This window comes from Neisseria sp. HMSC70E02 (genome assembly GCF_001838645.1).
In the GTDB taxonomy this organism is placed as follows: Bacteria; Pseudomonadota; Gammaproteobacteria; order Burkholderiales; family Neisseriaceae; genus Neisseria; species Neisseria macacae.
The window spans coordinates 7,729-30,329 of the sequence record NZ_KV838100.1 but is presented as its reverse complement, the minus strand read 5'-3'; the positions used below and the strand labels follow the sequence as shown (position 1 = coordinate 30,329).

Here is a 22,601-nt window from a genome sequence, read left to right as displayed (position 1 = left end):
GCCTTTGTTGTAATTGTTGATTTATGCAGGCTACAATTTGCTAGTTACTAGGACAGTCCCATTCAAAATATCAACTTCCCAAGTATCTGAAATCAGTCCTTTGTAATTGGACTCGACAATAAAATGTTCGTCATCTATCCAATGAAAATTCAACCGATAGCCCATAGCCAAGAAAGAAGGTTCTTCTGAAAATAGAGGTCCCCTTTGAAGGATTGTTCCTTTTTTATCAGATACTGTCCAAGTAATTTTAAAATGATAGAGATCACAATGCACAAATATGGACAAATATTGTTTTCTATTCGGACTCATTTTACGTTTTTTAATTTGAGTATTTAAGACAAGATCAGCGTCCAAACAGGCTTGATATGCTATTTCAAACGGTTCCGTATTCCAGCCCTGCTCAACTGCAATACCCAACATTCCTTGATGGACTGCTTGTAATTGCATCATTTTTTTCTCAGTATCAGAAGACGCAAAATACTTATCAAAATTAAAATACAGATAGAAATCTGCAAACCCTTGTATATTCGGTTTTTCTGGGAAATTGTTATGCGGATGCAAAATAATCAAACAGGTATTGATTTTTTTAGAGTCAAATTTAGGAAGCGATTTAACATATAACGTCGGAATAGCATAAGCTTGTCTATTGAAATTCACAAATATTGGATTTGTACTATATTCACTTCTTAAGTCTATAACTTTAATCATAAATATCTCCTAATCAACCATAGATCGTTTTTATATTGCCTGCTTATCCTTTTGTTAGGTCTTGAGCCAATCTTACTAATTGCCCCAATTAATCACATATATTTAACTTTAAATTATTATTTTTTATATAACTATCCATCCAGTCATAGTAATCATCTGGCAGCTCAATATTAAAACCATGATTCCAATAATTGTCCCCATGTACCGACAACATTGCCCAATGATACTCTTCATCATGACATAGCATACCAACCGAATGAAAATTTAACTCTTCCTTAGAACATAAAAAAGATTCATTTATTATCTTTTCCGCATAATCATCGGTATATCTTAAATAATGGGTTAGTATCCCAAATATTATATACAACCAAGTTTTTCTATGAAAAATAACTCTATCACCAGTTTCATTATCAGTGAATATCATATTATCTTTAAAATCATCAAACATTTTTTTTCCTTATGGCAGATTAAGAGCAATTTTTACCAGTTTTATTAAATTTTTTAAACCGATTAAATAAATTGAATGCTTTTTTCTGTAAAATAACAAACTGCAAACCTATAGCTTTATGTGCTTTTCCTCTTTTAGCATCACTTGGATTTGCCAACATCGGACCACTTACCGAATCATGGTTATGGTTTAAAGTGCCCTTTCGACCTTTTGTTACAAAATCTCCCCATTCCAAATCAGCAGATGAGAATTTTTTAATATCTAACTTATCCAATTCAGAATTAGGTATATCAAATTGTGTTATAGGAACGTTCTTCCTTGCTACCCATGTTTCTGCTTGCATACGGTTTGTTGTAACGTAGAAACCTCCTTAACCAGAAGGATTAAGGTGGCTGACATAGAAGAAGTCGTCTAAACAGCAAAACCGTGGGCGTGCGTTCTGCACACCCCTTACACCAAACTAATTTAAACACACCTGGCTACGACAAAAACCATCCAACCATTCTAATGAAAACCAAACAACCGCCCTGCTTCCTCCGCCCAAAAGAAAAGAGCGTCCGCATTAACCGCGTGCTTCAACTCAACCCTGCTTATTGCGGTAATATTGCCCATCTGATCCGCCTGTACCTAAGGATTTGCCACAATCCCTATCTGCATCTGCCGCGCGTACGCACCAACCATGCGCCATGGCATTTTATCGAACTGGACGGTCATTTTTATTTGGATCTGGGACTGGGTTTGCCTACAGGCCGCAGCGAATGTGACTTTACCCTTCAAACCTGCCAACTCCCCGCTTGTCTGCAGCAGGGCGATGACGAGGCTGAAGGGCATTTCTGCGATATTCTGAAGGCAATGTTAATGATGTTTTACCTGCCCGTTTTTGCGCTCAATCAGTCTCAGTCCTGCGTATGCAACAAAACCGTGTTGCTTCCTGAGACCGCTAAACCTCCACAAAATGATGAACAACGCACCAATCTGATTCAAAATCTATTTTTTAACAGTCATATAATGGATGCCCGCCGCAGGTTGATACAAGACGGGGGGATTCTGTATTTTATATTGGACGAAGCCAACCCCACCAAACGCCGCCCGTTGCGCGAATTGATAGATGAAATAAACATTCGACCTCAAACAAGCGAACCAGACCGGCAAAAAATGCAAATTGTTATGGCGTTTTATCGCGAAATGTCCGATTTCCTGCAATCCGGCCTACCGAAACAAATAAACGAAACAATCTAGAACATTAAGGTCGTCTGAAACCATGTATTACGAACTCCACCTTACTGCCACGCCGCAACCTTCCTCCGCCCTTCCCCGTTTTCAGACGACCTGCGCCGACTTGGGAGGCAAAGCCGTGCTAATCGAACTGCCCGAGGGCGAGCATCCTCAGCAGCCGATGTTTTCCGCAGTAATACAGTCGGACGATTATCATGCTGTTCGGCAGCATGTACAGATGCTTGCCAACCGGTTTGCTGCACAAGGCTTTACCATCGTTCGTGAAAAAATTGAAATTCCTACCGACTGCGCCGTCCGTTTTCAGACGACCTATCCAAACGAAAAACTCTGTTATTTCGAATGGCACGGCAAGGTGCGCCATAATGCTGAAGAATTGCCCGCCCTGCGCGCCTACTGCTCTCGCTGCCATGCCCATCTGTCGCGCAACACTTTACGCCATACGCCTGACCAACGGTTTATTACCGTGCGCCATTCGGGTGATTACACTGAGTTTGTTGAGCATGTACAAAAGTTGTTAGACGATCTGCCCGATTCAGTATCCCTTATCAAACAGCAATTTGAATATTGTGTGTATGATGGCAATTTGGATTTGGATAAAGGATGGACGCATTGAGAGGAATCCTTCAGGTCGTCTGAATTCCCATATCCAACGAACAGCATGCTCAAGCCACGTCCCTGTTTTATAGTGGATTAACTTTAAATCAGGACAAGGCGGCGAAGCCGCAGACAGTACAGGTAGTACGGCAAGGCGAGGCAACGCCGTACTGATTTAAAGTTAATCCACTATATAACCTTGCTCAAAACGCATCATGAATCCCATTGAACTCTACGCCCTTCAGTATCCCGACCTTTCTGAAACCCGGCTGCTGGAGCTTATCGCCCAAGAAGCATTTATCCGCCGCGCCGCCGGCTTGGATTTTCCCTTCATGCTCAAAGGCAGCCACATCACGCGCCAATATTTTCCCAATCTGCAAATGCGCCTGCCTGCCGATTTGGATTATGTGATGTTGCCGTATAAAGAAGACTATCGTTCAGCCGAAAACAGTCTGAACAAATGGGCGCAAGCCGTAACCACCGCTTATGCCTATGATGGCGTGACGTTCACACCATTCTCCCAAAATCCCTTTTGGCGCAATGTGGATTACGCCATGTCGGACGATTTTCCCACCGCCAATACCGATTTGACCTGCACCATCAACGGTCAGCTTGTAGAATTAAGCGTTGATGTATCGTTTAATCTGGATTTGCCCTTCGAGCCCGATTACTACACCGTATTCAATACGGCGATGGACCAATTTACGCTGCCCTACTCCGTACCGCTCGCCCCGCAAATCGCATGGAAGCTGCATCAAACCCTCGTCCGTCCGCGCTTTAAGGATTTGTATGACTTGAGTTATCTCGTTCGACACATTCAAGGCGACGCCAATCTGATTGCACAAATATTAGACATACTTACCGCCGAATGCCGCCGCGACCGCATCCCGCTGGGAAACATACGCCGCCTGTTTTCGAGCAATCTGCGTGATATTTTCTGCCATTACGATACACGCCACCCCTATATCAAAAACCTCCGCCAAGACTGGGACTACCAACGTAAAACAGATGAATTTTCCTATACCTGTCCACAAATACCGGACGATTATCAAACCGTGTTTGAGCAATACGCACAAAGCTTGCGCGATGCGGGTCTGACGTTAGACAATCTTGTCTTGCCGCAATAAAGTTCAGGTCGTCTGAAAATGATTTTTCAGACGACCTCTCAGAAAGGAGCATTATTATGGGAATCCTCATTTTTAAAACCGACAAAACGAAATGGCAGAAAATGCTCATAGCTCTGTTAGGTTTCTTTTTCTTAACTACGGCAATAGCCGGAGGAAATATGAATTTTCGTTCGAGTAAAAATGATAGCGATGTTTTAAGATTGGCTCATGCAAAAGCATTGGAAAGTAAATTAATTGGAGAAGAAGGGTCGAAATCCAAGCAAAGCAATAGCTTTGAAAGACTGAATAAAGAAGGAAATAGAGATAAATTTAGAAAGTTATATCATGAATCAGAAAATATTCATGGGAAGATATATGCTTTAGTTTGGTTTTTCGATAATGATAAAAATCTGTACAGAAGATATAAAAATGAATTAAACCAAAATGAAGAAGCAATAATTTATCACGCAGATGTTAAATTAATTTCCCCTCTGTCTGATGTTTTCCCATTGATTGAATCAGGCTATTTAAAGAAACATATTTTATATTGAATGTTCAATAAATCGTACTTCGCAATCTATTATTGCAATGTCAGAAAAGCTCATGTTTGAGAAAGCTACCTACAGAGACCTTTGAAAAAATAGTCTATTAACGAAATTTAACGCCTAAGAGTACGCCAAAAAATTTTTAATTAACTAAAACCTTTCTGATATTGAGTAAAAAGTAGGAAAAATCAGAAAGGCTTTTCATTTTGGAAATGATATTGAGCATAAAAATTTAGTAACTTATATTATTGCAAAGACTTCATTCACTTTATCCAAAAAAGCAGCCTGCACTTCCAAATTTCCAACTACAAGCTGCTTTTCTGCCGTGCGGCGTGTTCAGGCGGCCAAAAATCCTATTTCGGCTGCTGAATATTAATCAAGCCCTTCAACACGCCGTCCAATCCGCCGTACACGGAAATCTTGTCGATTTTCTCGGTAACTTTTTCCAATGTTTCCAATTCTTTCAGACGCAGGGCGGTCGGGTTTTCCTCCATCACGCGGGCGGTGTTCAGCAGCGAGCGTGTGGCGGCGGTTTCCTCGCGGCGGCGGATGTTGTTGGCTTGGGCGGATTTTTCGGCTTCTACCACGCGCGTTAAGATGCTGCGGATTTCGCCCGGCAGGATAATGTCTTTCACGCCCGCGCTGTCGATTTCCGCGCCCTGCGGCACTTTGGCACGGATGAGCGCGGTCAGCTCCGTATCCAAGCCCTGTTTGTCCGCCAACAGCGTGTCCATACTTTTACTGCCGATGAGCGCGCGGATGGCAAACTGCAATTCGCGGTAGAGATATTCTTCGGGCGATTGATGCTGGGCAAACCATTTGGGTGCGTCCGTAATCCGGTAGTTGCATACCACATTGGCGCGTACGGTAACCTTATCTTCAGTCAGCAGCTCCTGCCCCGATACTTCGCAAGTCTGCAAACGCAAATCCGCCACTTGGCTGCCGACCGTCTGGTTTACCAGCCAATAGTGGTAACGACCCTGCGTCAGAGGCGGTTGCTGCACGTTGTCGATATAGACCAATCCCTGATGGTGTTCGGGTACGTTTACCGTGTGCACTGCATTTTTAAACACAGGATGGCCGCCGAAATTGATGTTCTGCAACTGCTTCACTGTATCCGCATCGATTGCTAAACCTTGGGATAAATCAATACGTTGGATTTCATACGGCTGAGCCGCTTCGCGCCAGAACCACGCTGCTTCTTTGGGGCGGATCAGGTTTTGCAGCTTGCCGTTTTGCGACCACAGCAGCAATTCGTTTTCGCCGGCTTCCACGCGCTGCCAATGCGCCGCTGCGAGTTCGGGATTTTGCGCCGCCCATTGCGCCAGTTGCGCCGTATTTTCATACACGGGTATGCCTGTATCGGCAAACAGGGCTTTATGTTCCTCGCCCAACAGCAGCACATAATCGCCTTCGCCCAGCACGCGCATCAGGCGGTTGCGCTCGGTAATCAGCAGGCGTTCGTTGGCTTTAACGGTATATTTTTGCAGGGGTTTGTCCAACGTGATGTGTGCCAGCAAAGCAGCCTGCACATTTTCGGGCAGCCAGTATTCGGTTTTCGGCTGCGTGTGCGTTTCGATTTCGCCATTTTCCGGCAACCAAAACGCTGCGTGTTCGCCGCTTGCCACGACCTTTGCGCCAAAATCCTGATGCCACGCCAACGTGTTTTGCCCCACAGGGCTTTCCAGCACCAGCCATTGCGGATTTTCAGGCTGCTCTTTCGCCCATTTCTGCGCGTCTTCCCATTGATGATACATTGCGTTAGCAGTGTGTTGCCGTTCGATTTCGATTTCGTTATTTTTCGCTCTCGCCTTGCTTTGCAGCAGATACCGCCCTTCGCCCAGCACGCGCTGCAAACGCCCGTTGATGCGGATAAGCAGGCGTTCGTGTTGCTCCACGACAAATTTCTCGCAGTTTGACGGCACTTGGTTACGCAACAGCAGCGTTTCCTGCACGTTTTCAGGCAGCCAGTATTCGTTGTGCGCCAGCGTGAGCGTGTTCAATTCGCCCTTTTCAGGACGGAAAAACGCCCAATAGTCCGTATTGTCGGTCATGGTGAATACGGGCATTTCATCGTGCCACACCAGTGTATTGTATCCGGCAGGGTTATGGACAATTTGCAGGAATTTTTCCGCTTTTTTGCGTTCCGAAGCGATTTTCAACAAACTGCCGATGCCGTTCCACTGCACATGCAGCACGGTCGCGTCCTGTTTGTGTGTTTCAATTTCCTTGCCCCAATGCCAAATAGTGTGTTTCCCCGCATTGAGAACGGTGTGCAGGCTGCCGTCCAGCAGAACGATAAGGCGTTCGGTGGGTTTGACGACGAAATTTTTGAACATGACGTTTCCTTTTTAAAATGGATTGGGCTTGGGCATTTCCGTTGCCCCAAATCCTGTTTCAGACCGCCTGAAAACGGCAACCCGAAGAAATAGGGGCAACCTGCCGCTGCCGCTTGTGCAACAGCCAAAGGCGGCGCGCCCGTGTGTGCATCGGGGAGCATGAAAGCAGCGCAGGGCTTGGGTTTCACATCTTGCCTAAACCGTTTTGCCGTGCGCCGGTAACATGCCCGCCTTTGCGTCAGCCGGGCCGCAAGCCTTGTCCGTTGTCTTTGCGGTATGGCGGCGGATAGGTTTCAGACGACCCCAATGGTGCAGGCTGCCTGAAACGCCGTCCGACGCCGCGCCGCTCAGAAAGCGGCAGCAGCAGGTTGCGGTACTGCGTTTTTGGTTTTTGAGACCAATAAGTGTCGGTTTTACAAACCATTTTCTATCGTGAAAGGATAGTGTCGGATAAAGCCCCGACAGGCTTGGTTTTGAATACAGGAATCGAACCTGTTACACAAGGATTATAAGTCCTTTGCTCTACCCAATGAGCTAATTCAAATGCTTGTGTTGCGGGAATCGAACCCGCTACCGTCAGAATGAAATTCTGATGCTCTACCGAGTGAGCTAAACACTTTCCATCAGCTTTGTGCTATGGGATTCGAACCCATGTTTGCGGACCCTATGCCCGCCGTCTTTCCCACTAGACGAAACACGCTTTTGCCTTTGGTTTTCTGCTTTCCGCCACTTTCGTAGCGCAGGATGCGGAATATCGGCACGCCGCCCGCACAGTTCTGCCTGCCGCTAAACACGCAGAGCCGCTGCTAATCGCTTTGAAAAGCATGGACAGATTGTATTAAAAAGACAGCCTGAAAACAAATATTGATTTAGTAAGTTGTTTGCCATTCATTCCGAGCACTATTAAGTAGCCCATTAGCCGATAATGCCTCTACTACCTTTGCCGTTACCATTTCTTACAGCGGTTCCAAATCAAATATCATTAAGGGTTCGAACTATCTAAAACAATCAACCAAAATAAAAGGACGGATTTCCTTATCCGCCCCTTTTACATCAGTAATATCGCCAAGTATCCCGCATAAAATGGATAATCTCGTTTAATGGTACAGGTGAAAGCGTAAAATGCTTGTCACCCTTCTGCTGCTCTACTTCCAAAATCAACATACACCCCTCCGACAACTTACCCTCTCCGTCAAATTCCAATTCTTTAATTTTTACCGACTGTGTAATGCCGTTGTCTGCCAAATTTTGCTGATATGCTTCTCCAGTATGTCCGTAAAAATGGTAGGCAAAAGCAAGCTTATCCATCACTTCTGCAATTTCAACAGAGCCATAACCGCGCTGGCTGTCACCAAACTTATCATGCGTAATCAGCACATCGGGGTCATGTTTGCTTTTCAGGCAATCTTTAACCAAACGGCGCAGATTCTGACGTTCATATTCTTGGATAAATTCGCCATGAGGTCGTTGTTTTCTATCGCCAATACGGCCGATGCCGATTATTTCCAGCGATTCTCCTCCTTTTTGAAACACAAACGAATCCCCCGTTTTGAGTACCCAAACGCGCTCATAAGCATCAATGGTAAAAGCAGCCTGCTCGCTTTGCCGTTCTAATTCGTCTAAAAAACCATGATCTTCATGATTGCCACGTACGCAAAGCATATCGATATTAAGTTTATCGAGAAATCGGGCGATTTGAGGATTCGGTTGCACAAAATCGTCCATAAATCCCAATTCATTGCGATCTTTTGCAGCATGACGCAAGGTGGCTTTATCCATACAATCTTTACTGGGGAAAGCACCCATATCACCACATTGGAGAATCAAATCTATGCTTTTGCCTGTAATTTGCTGGTAGTGATGTACCAGCTTAAAAGGAAGTAAGAATTTGCCATGTATATCGGCGAATAGAGCGAAACGGAGCATGGGAGAAATTTCAATCAAATGAATGGAAATGAGGAGGCGGACATACCGACACCTTAAATATAAGACACATTTTAGCAGCAAATGATAAACGTTTTTTACTTGCTTAATCTTAAATAGGAAACACTATCGATGTGTTAGAACATTATGTTTGAGTGATTTATTGAGGAAAGCCCATGCTTCATCCCAAACCATACCCATTGATAAAATATCTGATGGGTCAGCCCTTATCGACCTGTTTCAAATACTAAAAAATATTGGATTCAAAATCCTTATCTCAAATCACGACATCCCTGCAAATAACAAAAAGGTCGTCTGAATCTAATTTTCAGACGACCTTTTTGCCATTTTAACCCTATTGGGGCTGCACGTTGAAAGGCATATCGATCTTTTGCCATTGCGCGCTTTCGTAGTCGAGCGCGGCGGCGATTAGGGGGTGTTGTTCGAGCCAGTTTTGGCTGATGCGCAGGATGAAGCCTTTGCCGGTTTCGTCGGCGCGCAGTTGGGTTTGCGGCGGCAGATCCAAAGGCAGGCGGGCGCGGCAGAAAAGTGCGGCGAGGCGCAGGGAGAGGACGGCGTACCAAAGCATTTCGCTACTGCCGACGATGTCCGCCATTTTTTTCATGTCGCCGCGGTGTCCGATGACCAGTTGCGCGAGTATGGTTTGCTCTTTGCGGGAGAAGCCGGGCATATCGGCGTTTTCGAGGATGTAGGCGGAGTGTTTGTGGTAGCCGGTGTGGGCGATGTCAAGTCCGATTTCGTGCAGCCTGCCTGCCCAGCCGAGGTATTGTTTCCATTGGGCAAGGTCTTGGACGGTTACGTTTTTGGCGTGGCACAGGCTGTCCATAAAGGCTTGCGCGGTTTCGGCGACGCGTTTGGCTTGGTTGAGGCTGACATGATAGCGGTTTTGGAACTCGGCGGTCGTCTGATCGCGCATGTCTTCGTTCAAACCGCGTCCAATCAGGTCGTAGAACACGCCGTCGCGCAAGGCGGCTTCGGTAACGGTCATTTTGGTGAGTTCGAGTTCTTCAAACGCTGCCATCATGACGGCCAGTCCGCCGGCGAACACTTCCACGCGTTCGGGCTTGAGGCTTTCGAATTTGGCTTTTTTGACGGAACCGGCTTCAATGATGCGGTCGGCGAGGTAGCGCATGCCTTTGTAGGTGATGTCGGCTTCTTGGGGCAGCTCGGCGGCGATGAGGTCGCGGATGGATTTGGCGGAACCAGATGTGCCGATGGCGAAATCCCAACCTGTACGCTTCATGAGTTTGCTGATGCGCTGGATTTCGTTGCGGGCGGCGGAGATGGCGGCTTGGAAGTCTTTGGCGGTGATTTTGTTTTGGAAGAAACGCAGGCTGTAAGTGACGCAGCCTAAGGGCAGGCTTTCGGTGGCGAGCGGCTGGAGGTCGGAGCCGATGACGAATTCGGTCGAGCCGCCGCCGATGTCGATGACGAGCATCTTATCGCCGTTGGGCGGCAGGGTGTGGACGACGCCGGTGTAAATGAGGCGGGCTTCTTCACGGCCTGCGATGATTTCGATGGGGAAGCCCAGTGCGGCTTCGGCTTTGGGTAGGAATTGGGCGATATTTTTTGCTACGCGGAAGGTATTGGTCGCCACGACGCGCACTTGTTCGGGCTTGAATCCGCGCAGCCGTTCGCCGAATTTTGCCAAACAGTCCAAGGCGCGCTCTTGGGATGCTTCGTCGAGGTTTTTATGTTCGTCCAAACCGGCGGCAAAACGCACCATTTGTTTGAAGGAATCGATGACTTTCAGTTGTCCGTTGTTGTTTTCGCAAACTTGGAGGCGGAAGCTGTTGGAACCTAAATCGACGGATGCCAGGACGTTGGTGGGCGTAGTGGTCATGAAGGGATACCGGTGGATAAACGAAGCTCTAATGTTACTCTGTCCCGCCGTTGATTGACAATATCGCAGATCAACTTTAAACCGCCGCAATATTGCACCGTATTGATGTATCACGCATTGTCTGTTTCAAGTCAATCTGCTCATCAATGATACACGCCACCTTTGATTCTGCACGGAGATATTCTTATAATATCCGTTTTGCAAACGTCAAAAGGTCGTCTGAAAACAAAAATAGGGGTTTCAGACGACCTTTAAACCGACTAAACGAATGACAGTACACATGAAAACGGAAAACCTGATCCTCACGCCCGAATCCCTGTCCCGCCGCCGCTTTTTACTGGCTGGCGGCGCATTGCTGCTCAGCCCTGCCGCCGCACTCGCCGGCGCGCAACGCGAAGAAACGCTTGCCGACGATGTCGCTTCAGTCATGCGCAGCTCCATCAACAATGTCAACCCGCCGCGCCTCGTGTTCGCCGATCCAAACGAAGGCGAACGCTGGCTGGCGGCGATGTCTTCCCGCCTTGCCCGCTACGTTCCCGATGCCGCCGAACGCCGCCGCCTGCTGGTCAACATCCAATACGAAAGCAGCCGCGCGGGGCTGAATACCCAAGTGATTTTGGGTTTGATCGAAGTCGAAAGCGCGTTCCGCCAATACGCCATCAGCGGCGTGGGCGCGCGCGGGCTGATGCAGGTCATGCCGTTTTGGAAAAACTATATCGGCAAACCTTCGCACAACCTGTTCGACATCCGCACCAACCTGCGCTACGGCTGTACCATCCTGCGCCACTACAACAATATCGAAAAAGGCAACATCGTCCGCGCTTTGGCGCGCTTCAACGGCAGCCTGGGCAGCAACAAATACCCCAACGCCGTCTTAGGCGCATGGCGCAACCGCTGGCAATGGGGCTGACCGCGGGGTATAAACGGCTGCTGCCCGTGCAAATGCAAACCCTTTTGAATCCTGTATAATCCGCACATCTGATAATTTTAAAATTTCAGACGACCTCAAAACCCTACCGGGTCGTCTGAAAAACCTTTTATGGCAAAAGACACCCGCATCCAAATGTTTCCGCACGAATGGCGTGCCAGCACCACCCTCTCCGGCGTTTACGCACTGCGTATGTTGGGGATGTTCTTGGTTCTCCCCGTTTTGTCCTTATATGCCGCCTCATTGCCCGGCGCGGAAAACAACAAAACTTTGGTCGGTCTGGCAATGGGTATCTACGGACTGACGCAGGCGTTGCTGCAACTGCCTTTGGGCATCGCCTCCGATAAATTTGGGCGCAAAAAAACCATTTATGTCGGACTGATTGTCTTTGCCGCCGGTAGTTTTCTCGCCGCTGCCGCCAACTCATTGCCCATGCTGGTTGCCGCGCGCGCCATCCAAGGGGCGGGCGCAGTCAGCGCCGCAGTGACTGCGCTGCTTGCCGACTTGACCCGAGACGGCGTGCGTACCCGCGCGATGGCGATGATAGGCTTGAGCATAGGTTTGACCTTTTCCGTCAGCCTGGTGGTCGCCCCGATGATTGCCGACATGATCGGCGTTCCCGGATTGTTTATGCTGACCGGTATCCTGACCGTCATCAGCATAGGCGTTGTCGCTTGGATGACTCCTGATCCCGAAGTGTCCAAGCTGCACGAAGACACACAGGCGCAGCCCTCGCGCATGGGCGAAGTCCTCCGCGACCGCCAGCTTCTCAACTTGGATTTCGGCATTTTCGCGCTGCATGCCGCACAAATGGCGTTGTTTACCGCCCTGCCTTTTGCCATGACGCAGCTCGGTTTGGAAAAAATCCAGCATTGGAAAGTCTATCTGCCCTCGACTATTGCAGGGCTGGTGATTATGATCCCCCTCATCATCATCGGCGAAACCCGCAACAAGCTCAAACAAGTCTTCATCCTCGGCATCGCCTGCATCGCAGCGGCGCAAATCGGCTTATTGTTCGGCATGCACTCGATTTGGCTGATTACCGCCTATCTGGTTGTTTACTTCATCGGCTTCAACGTATTGGAAGCCAGCCTGCCGTCCATGGTTTCTAAGATTGCGCCGGCCGATTTGAAAGGCACGGCGATGGGCGTTTACAATACCATGCAGTCCGTCGGGCTGTTTGTAGGCGGCGCAAGCGGCGGATGGCTGTTTCAACAATACGGCTTTGCAGGCGTTTTCACCTTTTGCAGCGTATTGATGCTGCTATGGCTGGTCATCGCCGTACTCGCCCCTGCGCCAAAACCCGTTAAAAACCTCAGCTATCCCGTCAGTCCCGCATGGCAGGAAAAACACGATTCGCTCTACCAAGCATTGTCCCAAGTCGAAGGCGTCGAAAGCATTACCTTCAGCGCAGACAAACAAACCATTTACATCAAGGCGTTGCAAAAAGGATTTGACCAAGAGGCCGCCGAAAACATCATCACAGGAGTTTAAAAAATGTCATTGAACAAAGTCATCCTTATCGGCCGTCTCGGTCGCGACCCCGAAGTCCGCTATATGCCCAACGGCGAAGCCGTCTGCAATTTCAGCGTCGCCACCAGCGAAACCTGGAACGACCGCAACGGCCAGCGCGTAGAACGCACCGAATGGCACAACATTACCATGTACCGCCGTCTCGCCGAAATCGCCGGACAATACCTGAAAAAAGGCAGCCAAGTTTATCTGGAAGGCCGCATCCAAAGCCGTAAATACCAAGGCAAAGACGGCATCGAACGCACCGCATACGACATTATCGCCAATGAAATGAAAATGCTCGGCGGCCGCAACGACAACAGCGGTGGCGCACCTTACGACGACGGCGGTTACAGCCAAGGCGGCTACCAACAACAAGCGCCGCAGCAACAATACCAAGCCGCCCCGCAAAACCAAGAACCCCCTGCCGCCCCCCGCCGCCAAGCTCCCGCCGCACCGGCAGCCCCTGTCGAGGACATCGACGACGATATTCCGTTCTGAGTTACATATAAGAAAAATATGTAAAATATAATTCAAAAGCACCAATAGAAGCCCTTTAAAACAGGGCTTCTATTTTTTTACATTAATCTTTACAGATTGCATTGAATTCGTTAGTATTTATATATATTAATTTTGCAAATTTAAGCATCATGTATAAATTGGAGACGGTCCTTTTCCAAAATGGAGAACGTTTTCCCCTTTTGGTTAACAAAGAAACAGGGATACCTGATTTCTATTCGACGTTATGGGTTACAGTAGAACTGCGGTATCACTGTGCTGTAAATACGATTAGGAATAAATTAGGGGTTATACAGTGGTTAATGGATTGGGAACAGAATAATAAATTAATCATTAGCGAAATGCTTCAAAAAGAAATAGTTCCTACTGAAGGTGAATTAGAGACTCTTATCAGGCATATGAAGCTGAATGCAGTAAAACAAAAAAAAACTAATTGTACAAAAAGAAAAATTATAAAAAAAGTACAAACTCAATTTATTAAAATTTTTCCATCTGTTTCTTTAAATCATCAGTACAATAGGCTAACAGTGCTTTCAGAATATATTTTATTCTTATCTAAAGTAATTAGAGTTTCTAGTGAATACCAAGAAAAGTTAGCTAATTTGCTTTTATTAATTAAAGCTTCAAAACCTAAAAATCATAAAAATTTTACTGTAAGAGTAAATGAAGATTTATCTAATGGATTGTTAGATGAATTTATGTCTATTGCTAATTATTCTAACCCTAATAATCCATTTCAAAATATAGGTATCAAAAAAAGAAATTACCTGATGTTTATATTATTAAAAGAACTAGGGATAAGACGTGGAGAGCTTTTATCAATCCAGATTCCATTTATCGAGATAGGAACAACTAAACCATTTATTTTAATAAGACGAACTCATGACGATAAATTTGATTCAAGAAAAACACAGGCTGTAAGTAAAACTAAAGAGAGACGTCTTCCTATTTCACAGAAAATAGCTCAACTCATTGATGATTACATTATGAATTACCGTTCTAAAATTCCAAATGCAAATAAACATCCATATTTGTTCGTAACTCATCGGAAAGGGAAAACCCAAGGGAATCCTATTAGTACAAGTTCATTTGATAATGTTATTGTGCCAACAATGAAAAAAGTTGATCCAAAATTTTCTGTTATTCATCCACATATTTTTCGTCATGAGTGGAACTTAGATTTTTCAAAAAAAATAGATAAAAACAATCAGAGTGTAAGTAATGATTTTTACCATAAAGATTTTATTTCACCAGAAAAAGAAGCAAAAATGAGGCAACACCTTATGGGACATGTATCAGAAAAATCTGGAGATGTTTATAATCAACGTTATATTCGAGAAAAAGCTAATAAAATACTATTAGAACTTCAAACTGAGTTTCAAAAAAAAGTTGACAATTATGAGCCAGAAGAAAATTCTTAGACAATCAAGAGATGGATATGCGTTTTATGAAAATGAAAACTCTTGGCGTATAAGTAAAGATATTAAACTAAATTTCTCTCAAGCTGTATTGAATATAGATAAAAAAACATTAAATAGCTTTAGAAAAACATTAGCTATCTATGCTGAAAAATACTCTAGCTACCATACTATTAATATGTACAATAGATTTCATGAATTAGTAGTTAATACGCAACTAAAAACCATTGATACTTATACGCTATTAAATTGGAAAACCAACTTAGGAAAAGAACGTGAATGGCATTTAGGTTCATTAAAAGGTTTTTTGCTCTCGTGGTACGAGTATGGTTATTATGGAGTTGATAAAGCTGTTGCATCTCTACTAGAAAGCTTTACTTTGAGTGGAAATGATAAAGGTAAATCGGTAATAATGAGATGCCCTTATACGGGAGCATTTACTGAAAATGAAATTTTAGCTTTAATGACAGAGCTGGCTAGACTTTGGAAAGAAGATCTTATTTCATTTGAAACATATACATATATCCACTTACTTCAAGCTACTGCAAGAAGACCTATTCAAATACGACATTTAAAATTTGAAGACTTGAAAAAAGAAGCTTCTCAAGGAACATGGAATTATTTCCTAAATATACCTAGTGCTAAAAAGAGAGGTGGGTTATTTAGAAAAACATTTAAAAAGATTGCTATTACAGAGGACTTGTATTTAGTTCTCTTAAACTTTTTAGAATATCAGTATAAAAAATTGCTTAGCCTGGTTGATGAAACATTTATATCAGATTATAAAATGAAATTACCAATGTTTATTGATTGGCGTTTTCTGAAGAATAATATAAAAAATAGGAATTTTGATCTTTCATTATTAGAATTAGATATTTTTCATTACTCGAGCTCTTCATTAGAACTAAATGTATTACGAAAATTCTGTATACATCAAAAAGCTGTTTCAGAGCGAACAGGTGAAATTATTCATGTTAATGCAAGACGTTTTCGTCATACAAGGGGGACTAACCTAGGGAGAAAAGGAGTTGGTGCAGCGATTATAGCAGAACTACTAGATCACTCAGATACACAAAATGTGAAAGTCTATACTGAAAATACAGCGGATACAGTGCAATATATTGATCGCGTTATGGGTGCTGAAATGGGAAAACTAGCCCAAGCATTCGTTGGCAGAATTATTTCTAATTTGAATGAAAGTGAGAGAGGATTTGATCCAACATCTTTAATAACTAATAACGGAGTAGATACTATAGGCGCATGTGGGACGAATGATTTTTGTATAACTGGTTATGAGACTTGTTATTTATGTCCTAAATTTAGACCTTTGGTTGATGGTCCACATCAACAAATATTAAATAAACTGTATAAAGAGAAAGAAGAACGTTTAAGAAGAACTAAAAGTATAGATTATGCATCTTCTAAGGATCGTATTATATTGGCTGTTGAATATGTTGTTCAAGCGTGTAATGAAATGAAAAAAAATATGGAGGCTCATTAATTATGAATAATACAATTTTTTTCCAAGTACATGAGAATCCAAAATCCAGTTTAGAAAATTTTATCACTTTCTGTAGAAACAAACTTACAGCTTTCGGAAGTGATTGTTGGGACAATAATCAATGGAGAGATACCTTTAATCTTCACAACATTCAAGTTCGTTTTTCCACAGATAGGGTTAAATCTACATCCTATCAATATGAGCCGTTATCTGAACCATTTATTGATTTTGCTAAAGCATACATTCGTTATGTTTACTCTCAGCAACCAGTTCGTCAATTATCACGGCATCTTGAGTCATTACGTATGGTTGAAATGGCTTTATACAATGTAAAAGACAATTGCGATATATTACAACTCGATAATTTAGTCATTAATGAAGTTGAAACCCTTGTATTGAAAAAATATAAAAAAGATACTGAATCAGTCAATAAATTAGGATATCAACTTGAGAAGTTATTTGATTTTTGTCGTGAAAATGGTATTACTCCAAATTTGTCTTTATGGAATAACCCATATAAACGTCCTAGAGATTTAACGATATTGCTTGATGAAAGAGGAAAAGAATACCGTTCAAGTAAAATGCCAACAGATGAAGAAATGATGTTGGTAGCCAAACTCTTTCATGATGCACCAAATTTAGATAAAGAAACTGAGTATTATACAGCAGTTATGGCTCTACTTATGGTTGCTCCATCTCGTTGTTCTGAGTTGATGTCTTTATCTGTTAATTGCTTAGAATGGGAAGAAGATAGCCTAGGAAATAAGCAATTAGGTATTCGATGGATACCTGCAAAAAATGGAAAAGAGGGTTTGAAATGGGTTCCTAGTAGCATGCAAGATGTGATTATTGAAGCAGTCAAACGTTTAACAGATATAGGAGCTTTAGCAAGAAAAGCAGCAAAGTTTGCGGAAGAAAATCCGAACACGGTAATGATATCACCAGATCAAGGTATGCAAGTATCCCATTATTTACCTCAAAAACCTTTAACTGAAATAGAAATAGGTAAGGTTTTAGAAATTAATGGAAAGCATGGGATTAAAACTAAGTGGTTTGAAAAGTTAATGAAAGAAAATAGTGGTGTTATAACTCCCAATGTTTTAGGGAAATACTTATATGAAAAATATACCTCAAAATTCAATTACTGGCCATATATTGATAAAAATAAAAACGTTAAAGCTTCTGAAGCCTTATTATTATTCAGAGAAAATGAATTTCATGATAATTTTCTCCCTAAAAAATTTTCTTTTATATTACCAACAGTAAATCTTATTAATGATAGATTCTGCTATTCTGATACACGCCCTAAAACATCATTATGGGAAAAGCATTGTATAACTACTTCGAAAGGAGAGTTTGTTAGATTGCTATCACACAATGCAAGGCATTGGTTAAGTACAAAAGCTGAGAGAGGTGGAATGGATGAATTAACTTTAGCGAACTGGGCAGGGAGGGCTAGAATTGCAGATAATAAGGCTTATGATCACAGGACAGAAGAAGAAAAAAGTGAAGCAGTTCGGAATTTACTTATTCCCGAGGATGCTTCACTGTTAGATAAAATTCATTTAAATCTTCCAGTAACCTATGAAGACTTAGGAAAAAATAGAATTGGAATTGCAACTATAACAGAAATAGGCATTTGTGAACATGATTATGCAATGTCGCCATGCTCTCGCCATGGGGATTGTGAAACATGTAAAGAACTCGTTTGTATTAAAGGATTAGAATCATCTTTAGAAATATTAAAGCTTAGAGAAATTCAACTTACAGAACAATTTAATAAAGCGAGAGAGCACCATAAATTAGGTGTTTTTGGTGCAGATCGGTGGATAAGTAATTTGGGATGGAGATTAACACATATAAAAACCAAAATTGCATTTTTAGAAAATAGGGAAATTCCAAATGGATCATTATTACGAATTCCTGATGAGTATGACCCTTCCCCAGTTAAATTAGCTTTACAGGAAAAAGGAATGGATATAGACATTCTAAAACCAGATACAGCTAAATTAGACAATGATTTGTATAGACTAATGGAGTTATAATATGCCCAAAATTCTTGTTACAGAAGAACGTTTAGAAGACATTATCATGTTGATTAAGACTTGGGAAGGTAAATTAACTTGGGAATTACTTTGCCACAAAGTTTCAGAATTATTGAATGTTAAAAGTATTGAAAGACAATCACTAGCTAATTATTCAGATATACAAGAGGCATTTAGCAAACAAAAACAGAATCTTAAAGAAAAAGCAAAAGCTAACCCAGAACCGAATGTAACAATGGATTATCTGCAAAAGCAAGTTAAGAATTTAAAAGCTCAGGTACAACGTTTGGAAGAAATTAATGAGCGATATAAACAGCAATTTATTGTATGGCAATATAATGCATATATGCATGGTATGAACCAAATTACTTTAAATAAGCCTCTTATTGCTGTTAACCGTCAACGTAGGTAATTTATAGGATGTAAGGTAATTTATTTTTACTATAGTAGTCTCTACAAAAGATCGTCTGAAAATCAATTTTCAGGCAATCTCTTCACACCTATTAAACTTCTTGATGGGTAGAGTAGAAGACAATTGTCGTCAACATCTACTTTCTCTGGTCGGAGAGATACAGCAGTTTAATGGCGCGTCAAACACTATTGTACTGAACTACTTTCCGCTCAAGCCCGCACCGCAGCTTGCAGCAGCCTCCACTAAATCTTAATTTTGTTAACAATATGAATTTGCTCAGCTTTGCTCACGTCTTGCCGGAGACAAGCACGCGGCCATGTATGCAAAAATTTAAGACTGCTGCATAGTCATTAATCCCAAAGGTATTCCCAAAAAATAATTGTGCAAACTGGTTATCGGAACAGGAGCGCGATTGAAGTGAAACGCGGAATTTCAGGGAATCTGCATACCCCGCAATGACTGTGGCTGTCTAAACCCCGCCATTTCAGGAATGAACCATGCCCCCCCCCCGCCAACCCCATCCCATCCGAACATCCCCACGACAGCACCCTATCCCCCTGCATGCTCACCGACTGGACATTCACGTGCTACCACACGCCCGGTAAATCCGAGTATGCCGTGGTGTACGGCACAGTCGTCCAAGATGGTTCGGGACGTTTTACCGCAGGCAGCCGAATCCGCACCTCGCCCGTTACCCTATGGGCGGCACCGCTGGCTCATACGCACAACTCGGTATATTGCCTGCCGGAAGGTGCAGGTTGCTTTTGCGACCTGCCTGCAACCTTGCAGCCTGCCATCGACTGTTTGGGTATCGACCCTGCCGAAGCGGCCGTTATCCTGCAAAACGCCTTCATGCAGCCTGCACATACCTTGCCTGAAACCGCCTGTTTCGGCGTTCCGGTGATGCAGCCGGCAGGACAGGGCGATTGTCCGGTCGTCATGGAACGCCACATCGCCGAATTGCCGTTCTACCTGTTTTGGCGGGACAGCAGCATCGGTTCGGCCCAAAGCCTGATAGACGGACAAGCCGCCGTGTTTCTGCACGATTGGAACGCATTCTGCCGACGGTTTGTTCGTACCGGCAGACACCGCGGCCAAACCGGCCACACAGGCGACAAAGCCGCAGATGGCCAATACAGCTATTTCGGCCTGCCGATTGTGCATACGCCAGGACAAGACAATGCCCCTGCCGTACCGGAAGCCGACATCGCCAAACTACCGTTTTACACCTATTGGCACACCGCCTGCGCTTCCGATGTGCACCGGTTAGCAGACGGCAAACGCGTTGTGCCCCTTGCCGATTGGGAAGCCTTCTGCCAACGGTTGGTATTGACCGGCAGATAGGCGGGCAAAAAAAGTGCAGGCTGCTTTTTATCGCCCCAACTCCGTTTCAGACGACCTCTAAAGCAGCCTGCACCTTATTTTTCATTGTCAGATGACCAGAAACCGAGTATCCCATGCCTCAAACCTATTTCACAGCCGACTGGCACTTCTCCCATCCCAACATCGCCCGATACTGCCCGCAATTTCGCCTGCAAAGCGATAACGCCGACGAGTTGAACGAATACCTGATCGACTGCTGGAACCGCGTCGTTACCCCGCAAGACACTGTGTACAACCTCGGCGATGTCTGCTTTGCCAAAAAGCCCGCACACATCGAAGCCGTGCTGCAACGGCTTAACGGGCAACACCATTTGATTTACGGCAACCACGACTACCTGATTCGGCAAAACGAAGCACATTTCCTCAACACGCGCAAAGCCGACGGCCATCCGTTGCTCTCGTCCGCCAGCCATTACCTGCGGCTCAAACTGCCCGAAATCGGCAATACCGCGATTTTGTGCCACTATCCCTTATACGAATGGGACGGCATCCACCACGGCCTATACCACCTCTACGGCCATCTGCACGACCGCATGGCCGCCGTCAAAGGGCGTGCCCTCAATGTCGGCTGGGATATGCACGGCCGTTTCCTGACCGAACAAGATATTGACAGCTTCCTGCGCGACCTCCCTGCCGTTCAGTATTTCGACGACAAGCAAAACGTTATTGTCGGCAACAGCACGGAAGATGCGGCTGCAAAAGTTCGGGCGAGATTGACAGCATTGAATGAATGAGCTTTTATTTTAGAGATGAATTTTCAGGTAGCCTTGAATAGTGCAGGCTGCCTGAAAAACAGTCGGCAAAACAAAAGGACGGGTTTTCAATCCGTCCTTTTTGCATCAGCAATACCGCCAAGTGTCCCGCATGAAATGAATGATCTCGTTTAACGGCACAGGCGTAAGCGTAAACTGCTTGTCCCTCCTGTTGTGTAGGAAAACGTTGCGTTGTTTACACCACAGATTGAGAAAAATAAGCCTGCAAGACCTCAAACGGCGTATCGCCGTTCAAACTGCGGTGCGGCTTCACAGTGTTATAGAAATTAACAAAGCGGCACAACTCCTTTCGCCGGTGTTCCGGACTGTCAAACAACTGTTTCTCATGCCACATCACCATCAGGGTGCGGATAACCCGTTCCGCCTTACCGTTGGTCTGCGGACGGGCAACCCGGGTAAACTTTTGACCAATCCCGTTCTCATAACAAGCTACACCGAAAGCATGGTTGGCCGAGCCTTTATATTCCGTACCGTTGTCGGAGTAAACGCACTCAATCAGGTATGGGCAGGGATCAATCAGGTGTTCAGTCAGAAACTTGGCGGCACTGTCTGCAGTTTTGTCCGGCAAAATGGCGGCGTATAGCTCCCTTGAGAAATCGTTGATGGCAACAAACAGGTAATCCCGCTTATCGGTGGCTTTCTGCCCTTTGAGCAGCGGCAGCCGTTTGGTATCGAGATGTACCAGCTCTCCGGGGTAGGATTTATTGTAGCGTTTGGCCTGCCTTTTGAGTTTTTCCTGAATGCCGCGTTCTACCTTGGCCAGGCGTTTCATTCCGTACTTTGCCTGTTTGAAACGGTTGTTGGTACTGGTTTGGGGTTTGAGTAGTCTGCCTCTTGCGGCTTTAAGTGCGCGGTAAATAGTGATGCGGCTGACTTGGTAGTGGCGTGCCGGGGAGGTGACGCTTTCCTTCCCCTGCGTGTAGGCCAGCCAAATGGCTTGGCGGTGGTGCGGGGTGAGACGGGTGTTTTTGTGCATGTTCATGTTTCAGTATTCTCCTGGAAATACTGTAAACAACGCTACTAGTTTCTACAAATAAGGGATCCGGGCCGCCTTTTAGGCGGCAACAGGCACACTTAGCCTGTTAGCCGCTTTCAACAGGTTCAAACACATCGCCTTTAGATGGCTTTGCGCACTCACTTTAATCAACCCGAAATAGGCTGCCCGGGCATAGCGGAATTTACGGTGCAGCGTACCGAAGCTTTGTTCGACCACATAACGGGTTTTCGATAAATACCGGTTACGCTTCGTTTGATTTTCCGTCAGCGGACGGTTACGGTGGGCTTTGCGCATAATGCCGTCCAACAACTGATGTTCTTTCAGATGTTGCCGGTTTTCCTTACTGTCAT

General features: G+C 44.7%; 21 protein-coding genes, 2 tRNA genes and 1 pseudogene. 13 read left to right on the top strand and 11 right to left on the bottom strand.

Annotation, left to right across the window (positions count from 1 at the left end; translation table 11 throughout):
* Positions 1 to 30: 30 nt before the first annotated feature.
* From HMPREF3277_RS07370 to HMPREF3277_RS07360, 3 genes and pseudogenes are all read right to left on the bottom strand, one after another.
* Complete coding sequence (locus HMPREF3277_RS07370) at positions 31 to 708, bottom strand: hypothetical protein (RefSeq protein WP_070870567.1); 678 nt, start codon at positions 706 to 708, stop codon at positions 31 to 33.
* Positions 709 to 796: 88 nt separating this feature from the next.
* The gene (locus HMPREF3277_RS07365; RefSeq protein ID WP_070870565.1) at positions 797 to 1,156 is read right to left on the bottom strand and encodes a hypothetical protein; all 360 of its coding nucleotides are present in this window, start codon (positions 1,154 to 1,156) and stop codon (positions 797 to 799) included.
* Between the two features lie 19 nt (positions 1,157 to 1,175).
* Positions 1,176 to 1,511: pseudogene (locus HMPREF3277_RS07360) on the bottom strand (DUF3990 domain-containing protein); the annotation flags it as partial.
* Positions 1,512 to 1,663: 152 nt separating this feature from the next.
* Here HMPREF3277_RS07360 and HMPREF3277_RS07355 point away from each other — a divergent pair.
* The 4 genes from HMPREF3277_RS07355 (at position 1,664) to HMPREF3277_RS07340 (ending at position 4,643) form a co-directional block, all read left to right on the top strand.
* Positions 1,664 to 2,395, top strand: a complete 732-nt coding sequence (locus tag HMPREF3277_RS07355; protein WP_070870561.1) for a hypothetical protein — start codon at positions 1,664 to 1,666, stop codon at positions 2,393 to 2,395.
* Positions 2,396 to 2,417: 22 nt separating this feature from the next.
* Entirely contained in the window at positions 2,418 to 3,005 is a 588-nt protein-coding gene (locus tag HMPREF3277_RS07350) for a hypothetical protein (RefSeq protein ID WP_070870559.1), read from the top strand.
* A 196-nt stretch (positions 3,006 to 3,201) separates the two neighbouring features.
* The gene (locus HMPREF3277_RS07345; protein WP_070870557.1) at positions 3,202 to 4,113 is read left to right on the top strand and encodes a nucleotidyl transferase AbiEii/AbiGii toxin family protein; all 912 of its coding nucleotides are present in this window, start codon (positions 3,202 to 3,204) and stop codon (positions 4,111 to 4,113) included.
* Between the two features lie 56 nt (positions 4,114 to 4,169).
* Positions 4,170 to 4,643, top strand: coding sequence for a hypothetical protein (locus HMPREF3277_RS07340; protein ID WP_070870556.1), 474 nt, complete (start codon positions 4,170 to 4,172; stop codon positions 4,641 to 4,643).
* 347 nt (positions 4,644 to 4,990) lie between these two features.
* Here the strand turns inward: HMPREF3277_RS07340 and HMPREF3277_RS13755 are convergent, their stop codons facing one another.
* The 6 genes from HMPREF3277_RS13755 to ppx all read right to left on the bottom strand — a co-directional run bounded on the left by HMPREF3277_RS13755 (position 4,991) and on the right by ppx (position 10,763).
* Positions 4,991 to 6,976 (bottom strand): slipin family protein, encoded by a 1,986-nt coding sequence (locus tag HMPREF3277_RS13755; protein ID WP_049225047.1) that lies wholly within the window; start codon positions 6,974 to 6,976, stop codon positions 4,991 to 4,993.
* 238 nt (positions 6,977 to 7,214) lie between these two features.
* Positions 7,215 to 7,400, bottom strand: coding sequence for a hypothetical protein (locus HMPREF3277_RS07330; RefSeq protein ID WP_049225046.1), 186 nt, complete (start codon positions 7,398 to 7,400; stop codon positions 7,215 to 7,217).
* 44 nt (positions 7,401 to 7,444) lie between these two features.
* A tRNA-Ile gene (locus tag HMPREF3277_RS07325) sits at positions 7,445 to 7,520 on the bottom strand.
* Positions 7,521 to 7,525: 5 nt separating this feature from the next.
* Positions 7,526 to 7,595, bottom strand: a tRNA-Glu gene (locus HMPREF3277_RS07320).
* A 434-nt stretch (positions 7,596 to 8,029) separates the two neighbouring features.
* Complete coding sequence (locus HMPREF3277_RS07310) at positions 8,030 to 8,902, bottom strand: metallophosphoesterase family protein (RefSeq protein ID WP_003756659.1); 873 nt, start codon at positions 8,900 to 8,902, stop codon at positions 8,030 to 8,032.
* Positions 8,903 to 9,254: 352 nt separating this feature from the next.
* Entirely contained in the window at positions 9,255 to 10,763 is a 1,509-nt protein-coding gene (gene ppx, locus HMPREF3277_RS07305) for an exopolyphosphatase (RefSeq protein WP_060974450.1), read from the bottom strand.
* 280 nt (positions 10,764 to 11,043) lie between these two features.
* Between ppx and HMPREF3277_RS07300 the strand changes: the two genes are divergently transcribed.
* The 9 genes from HMPREF3277_RS07300 to HMPREF3277_RS07260 all read left to right on the top strand — a co-directional run bounded on the left by HMPREF3277_RS07300 (position 11,044) and on the right by HMPREF3277_RS07260 (position 21,215).
* The gene (locus HMPREF3277_RS07300) at positions 11,044 to 11,673 is read left to right on the top strand and encodes a lytic transglycosylase domain-containing protein (protein ID WP_070441231.1); all 630 of its coding nucleotides are present in this window, start codon (positions 11,044 to 11,046) and stop codon (positions 11,671 to 11,673) included.
* 129 nt (positions 11,674 to 11,802) lie between these two features.
* Positions 11,803 to 13,185 (top strand): MFS transporter, encoded by a 1,383-nt coding sequence (locus tag HMPREF3277_RS07295; protein WP_060974451.1) that lies wholly within the window; start codon positions 11,803 to 11,805, stop codon positions 13,183 to 13,185.
* A 3-nt stretch (positions 13,186 to 13,188) separates the two neighbouring features.
* Positions 13,189 to 13,704: a single-stranded DNA-binding protein gene (locus HMPREF3277_RS07290; protein WP_003742079.1), complete on the top strand. Its 516-nt coding sequence runs from the start codon at positions 13,189 to 13,191 to the stop codon at positions 13,702 to 13,704.
* Between the two features lie 320 nt (positions 13,705 to 14,024).
* Positions 14,025 to 15,143: a site-specific integrase gene (locus HMPREF3277_RS07285; RefSeq protein WP_246830780.1), complete on the top strand. Its 1,119-nt coding sequence runs from the start codon at positions 14,025 to 14,027 to the stop codon at positions 15,141 to 15,143.
* Positions 15,121 to 16,641: a site-specific integrase gene (locus HMPREF3277_RS07280; protein WP_246830779.1), complete on the top strand. Its 1,521-nt coding sequence runs from the start codon at positions 15,121 to 15,123 to the stop codon at positions 16,639 to 16,641. The genes HMPREF3277_RS07285 and HMPREF3277_RS07280 overlap by 23 nt, the downstream gene beginning before the upstream one ends.
* Before the next feature lie 2 nt (positions 16,642 to 16,643).
* Positions 16,644 to 18,686: an integrase gene (locus tag HMPREF3277_RS07275; protein WP_070870553.1), complete on the top strand. Its 2,043-nt coding sequence runs from the start codon at positions 16,644 to 16,646 to the stop codon at positions 18,684 to 18,686.
* A 1-nt stretch (position 18,687) separates the two neighbouring features.
* A complete protein-coding gene (locus HMPREF3277_RS07270; RefSeq protein WP_070870551.1) occupies positions 18,688 to 19,098 on the top strand; it encodes a hypothetical protein in 411 nt (136 codons plus the stop codon).
* Positions 19,099 to 19,659: 561 nt separating this feature from the next.
* Positions 19,660 to 20,442 carry a hypothetical protein gene (locus tag HMPREF3277_RS07265; RefSeq protein WP_029609556.1) on the top strand — a complete coding sequence of 261 codons (783 nt, stop codon included), beginning with the start codon at positions 19,660 to 19,662 and terminating at the stop codon, positions 20,440 to 20,442.
* Positions 20,443 to 20,555: 113 nt separating this feature from the next.
* Positions 20,556 to 21,215, top strand: coding sequence for a phosphoesterase (locus tag HMPREF3277_RS07260; RefSeq protein WP_070495266.1), 660 nt, complete (start codon positions 20,556 to 20,558; stop codon positions 21,213 to 21,215).
* A gap of 214 nt (positions 21,216 to 21,429) precedes the next feature.
* Here HMPREF3277_RS07260 and HMPREF3277_RS07255 read toward each other — a convergent pair whose 3' ends face one another.
* Both HMPREF3277_RS07255 and HMPREF3277_RS07250 read right to left on the bottom strand, forming a co-directional pair.
* Positions 21,430 to 22,236, bottom strand: coding sequence for an integrase core domain-containing protein (locus tag HMPREF3277_RS07255; RefSeq protein WP_070870550.1), 807 nt, complete (start codon positions 22,234 to 22,236; stop codon positions 21,430 to 21,432).
* Positions 22,237 to 22,308: 72 nt separating this feature from the next.
* Positions 22,309 to 22,601: transposase (locus HMPREF3277_RS07250; RefSeq protein ID WP_141765197.1), on the bottom strand; the 293-nt coding region annotated here is incomplete at its 5' end.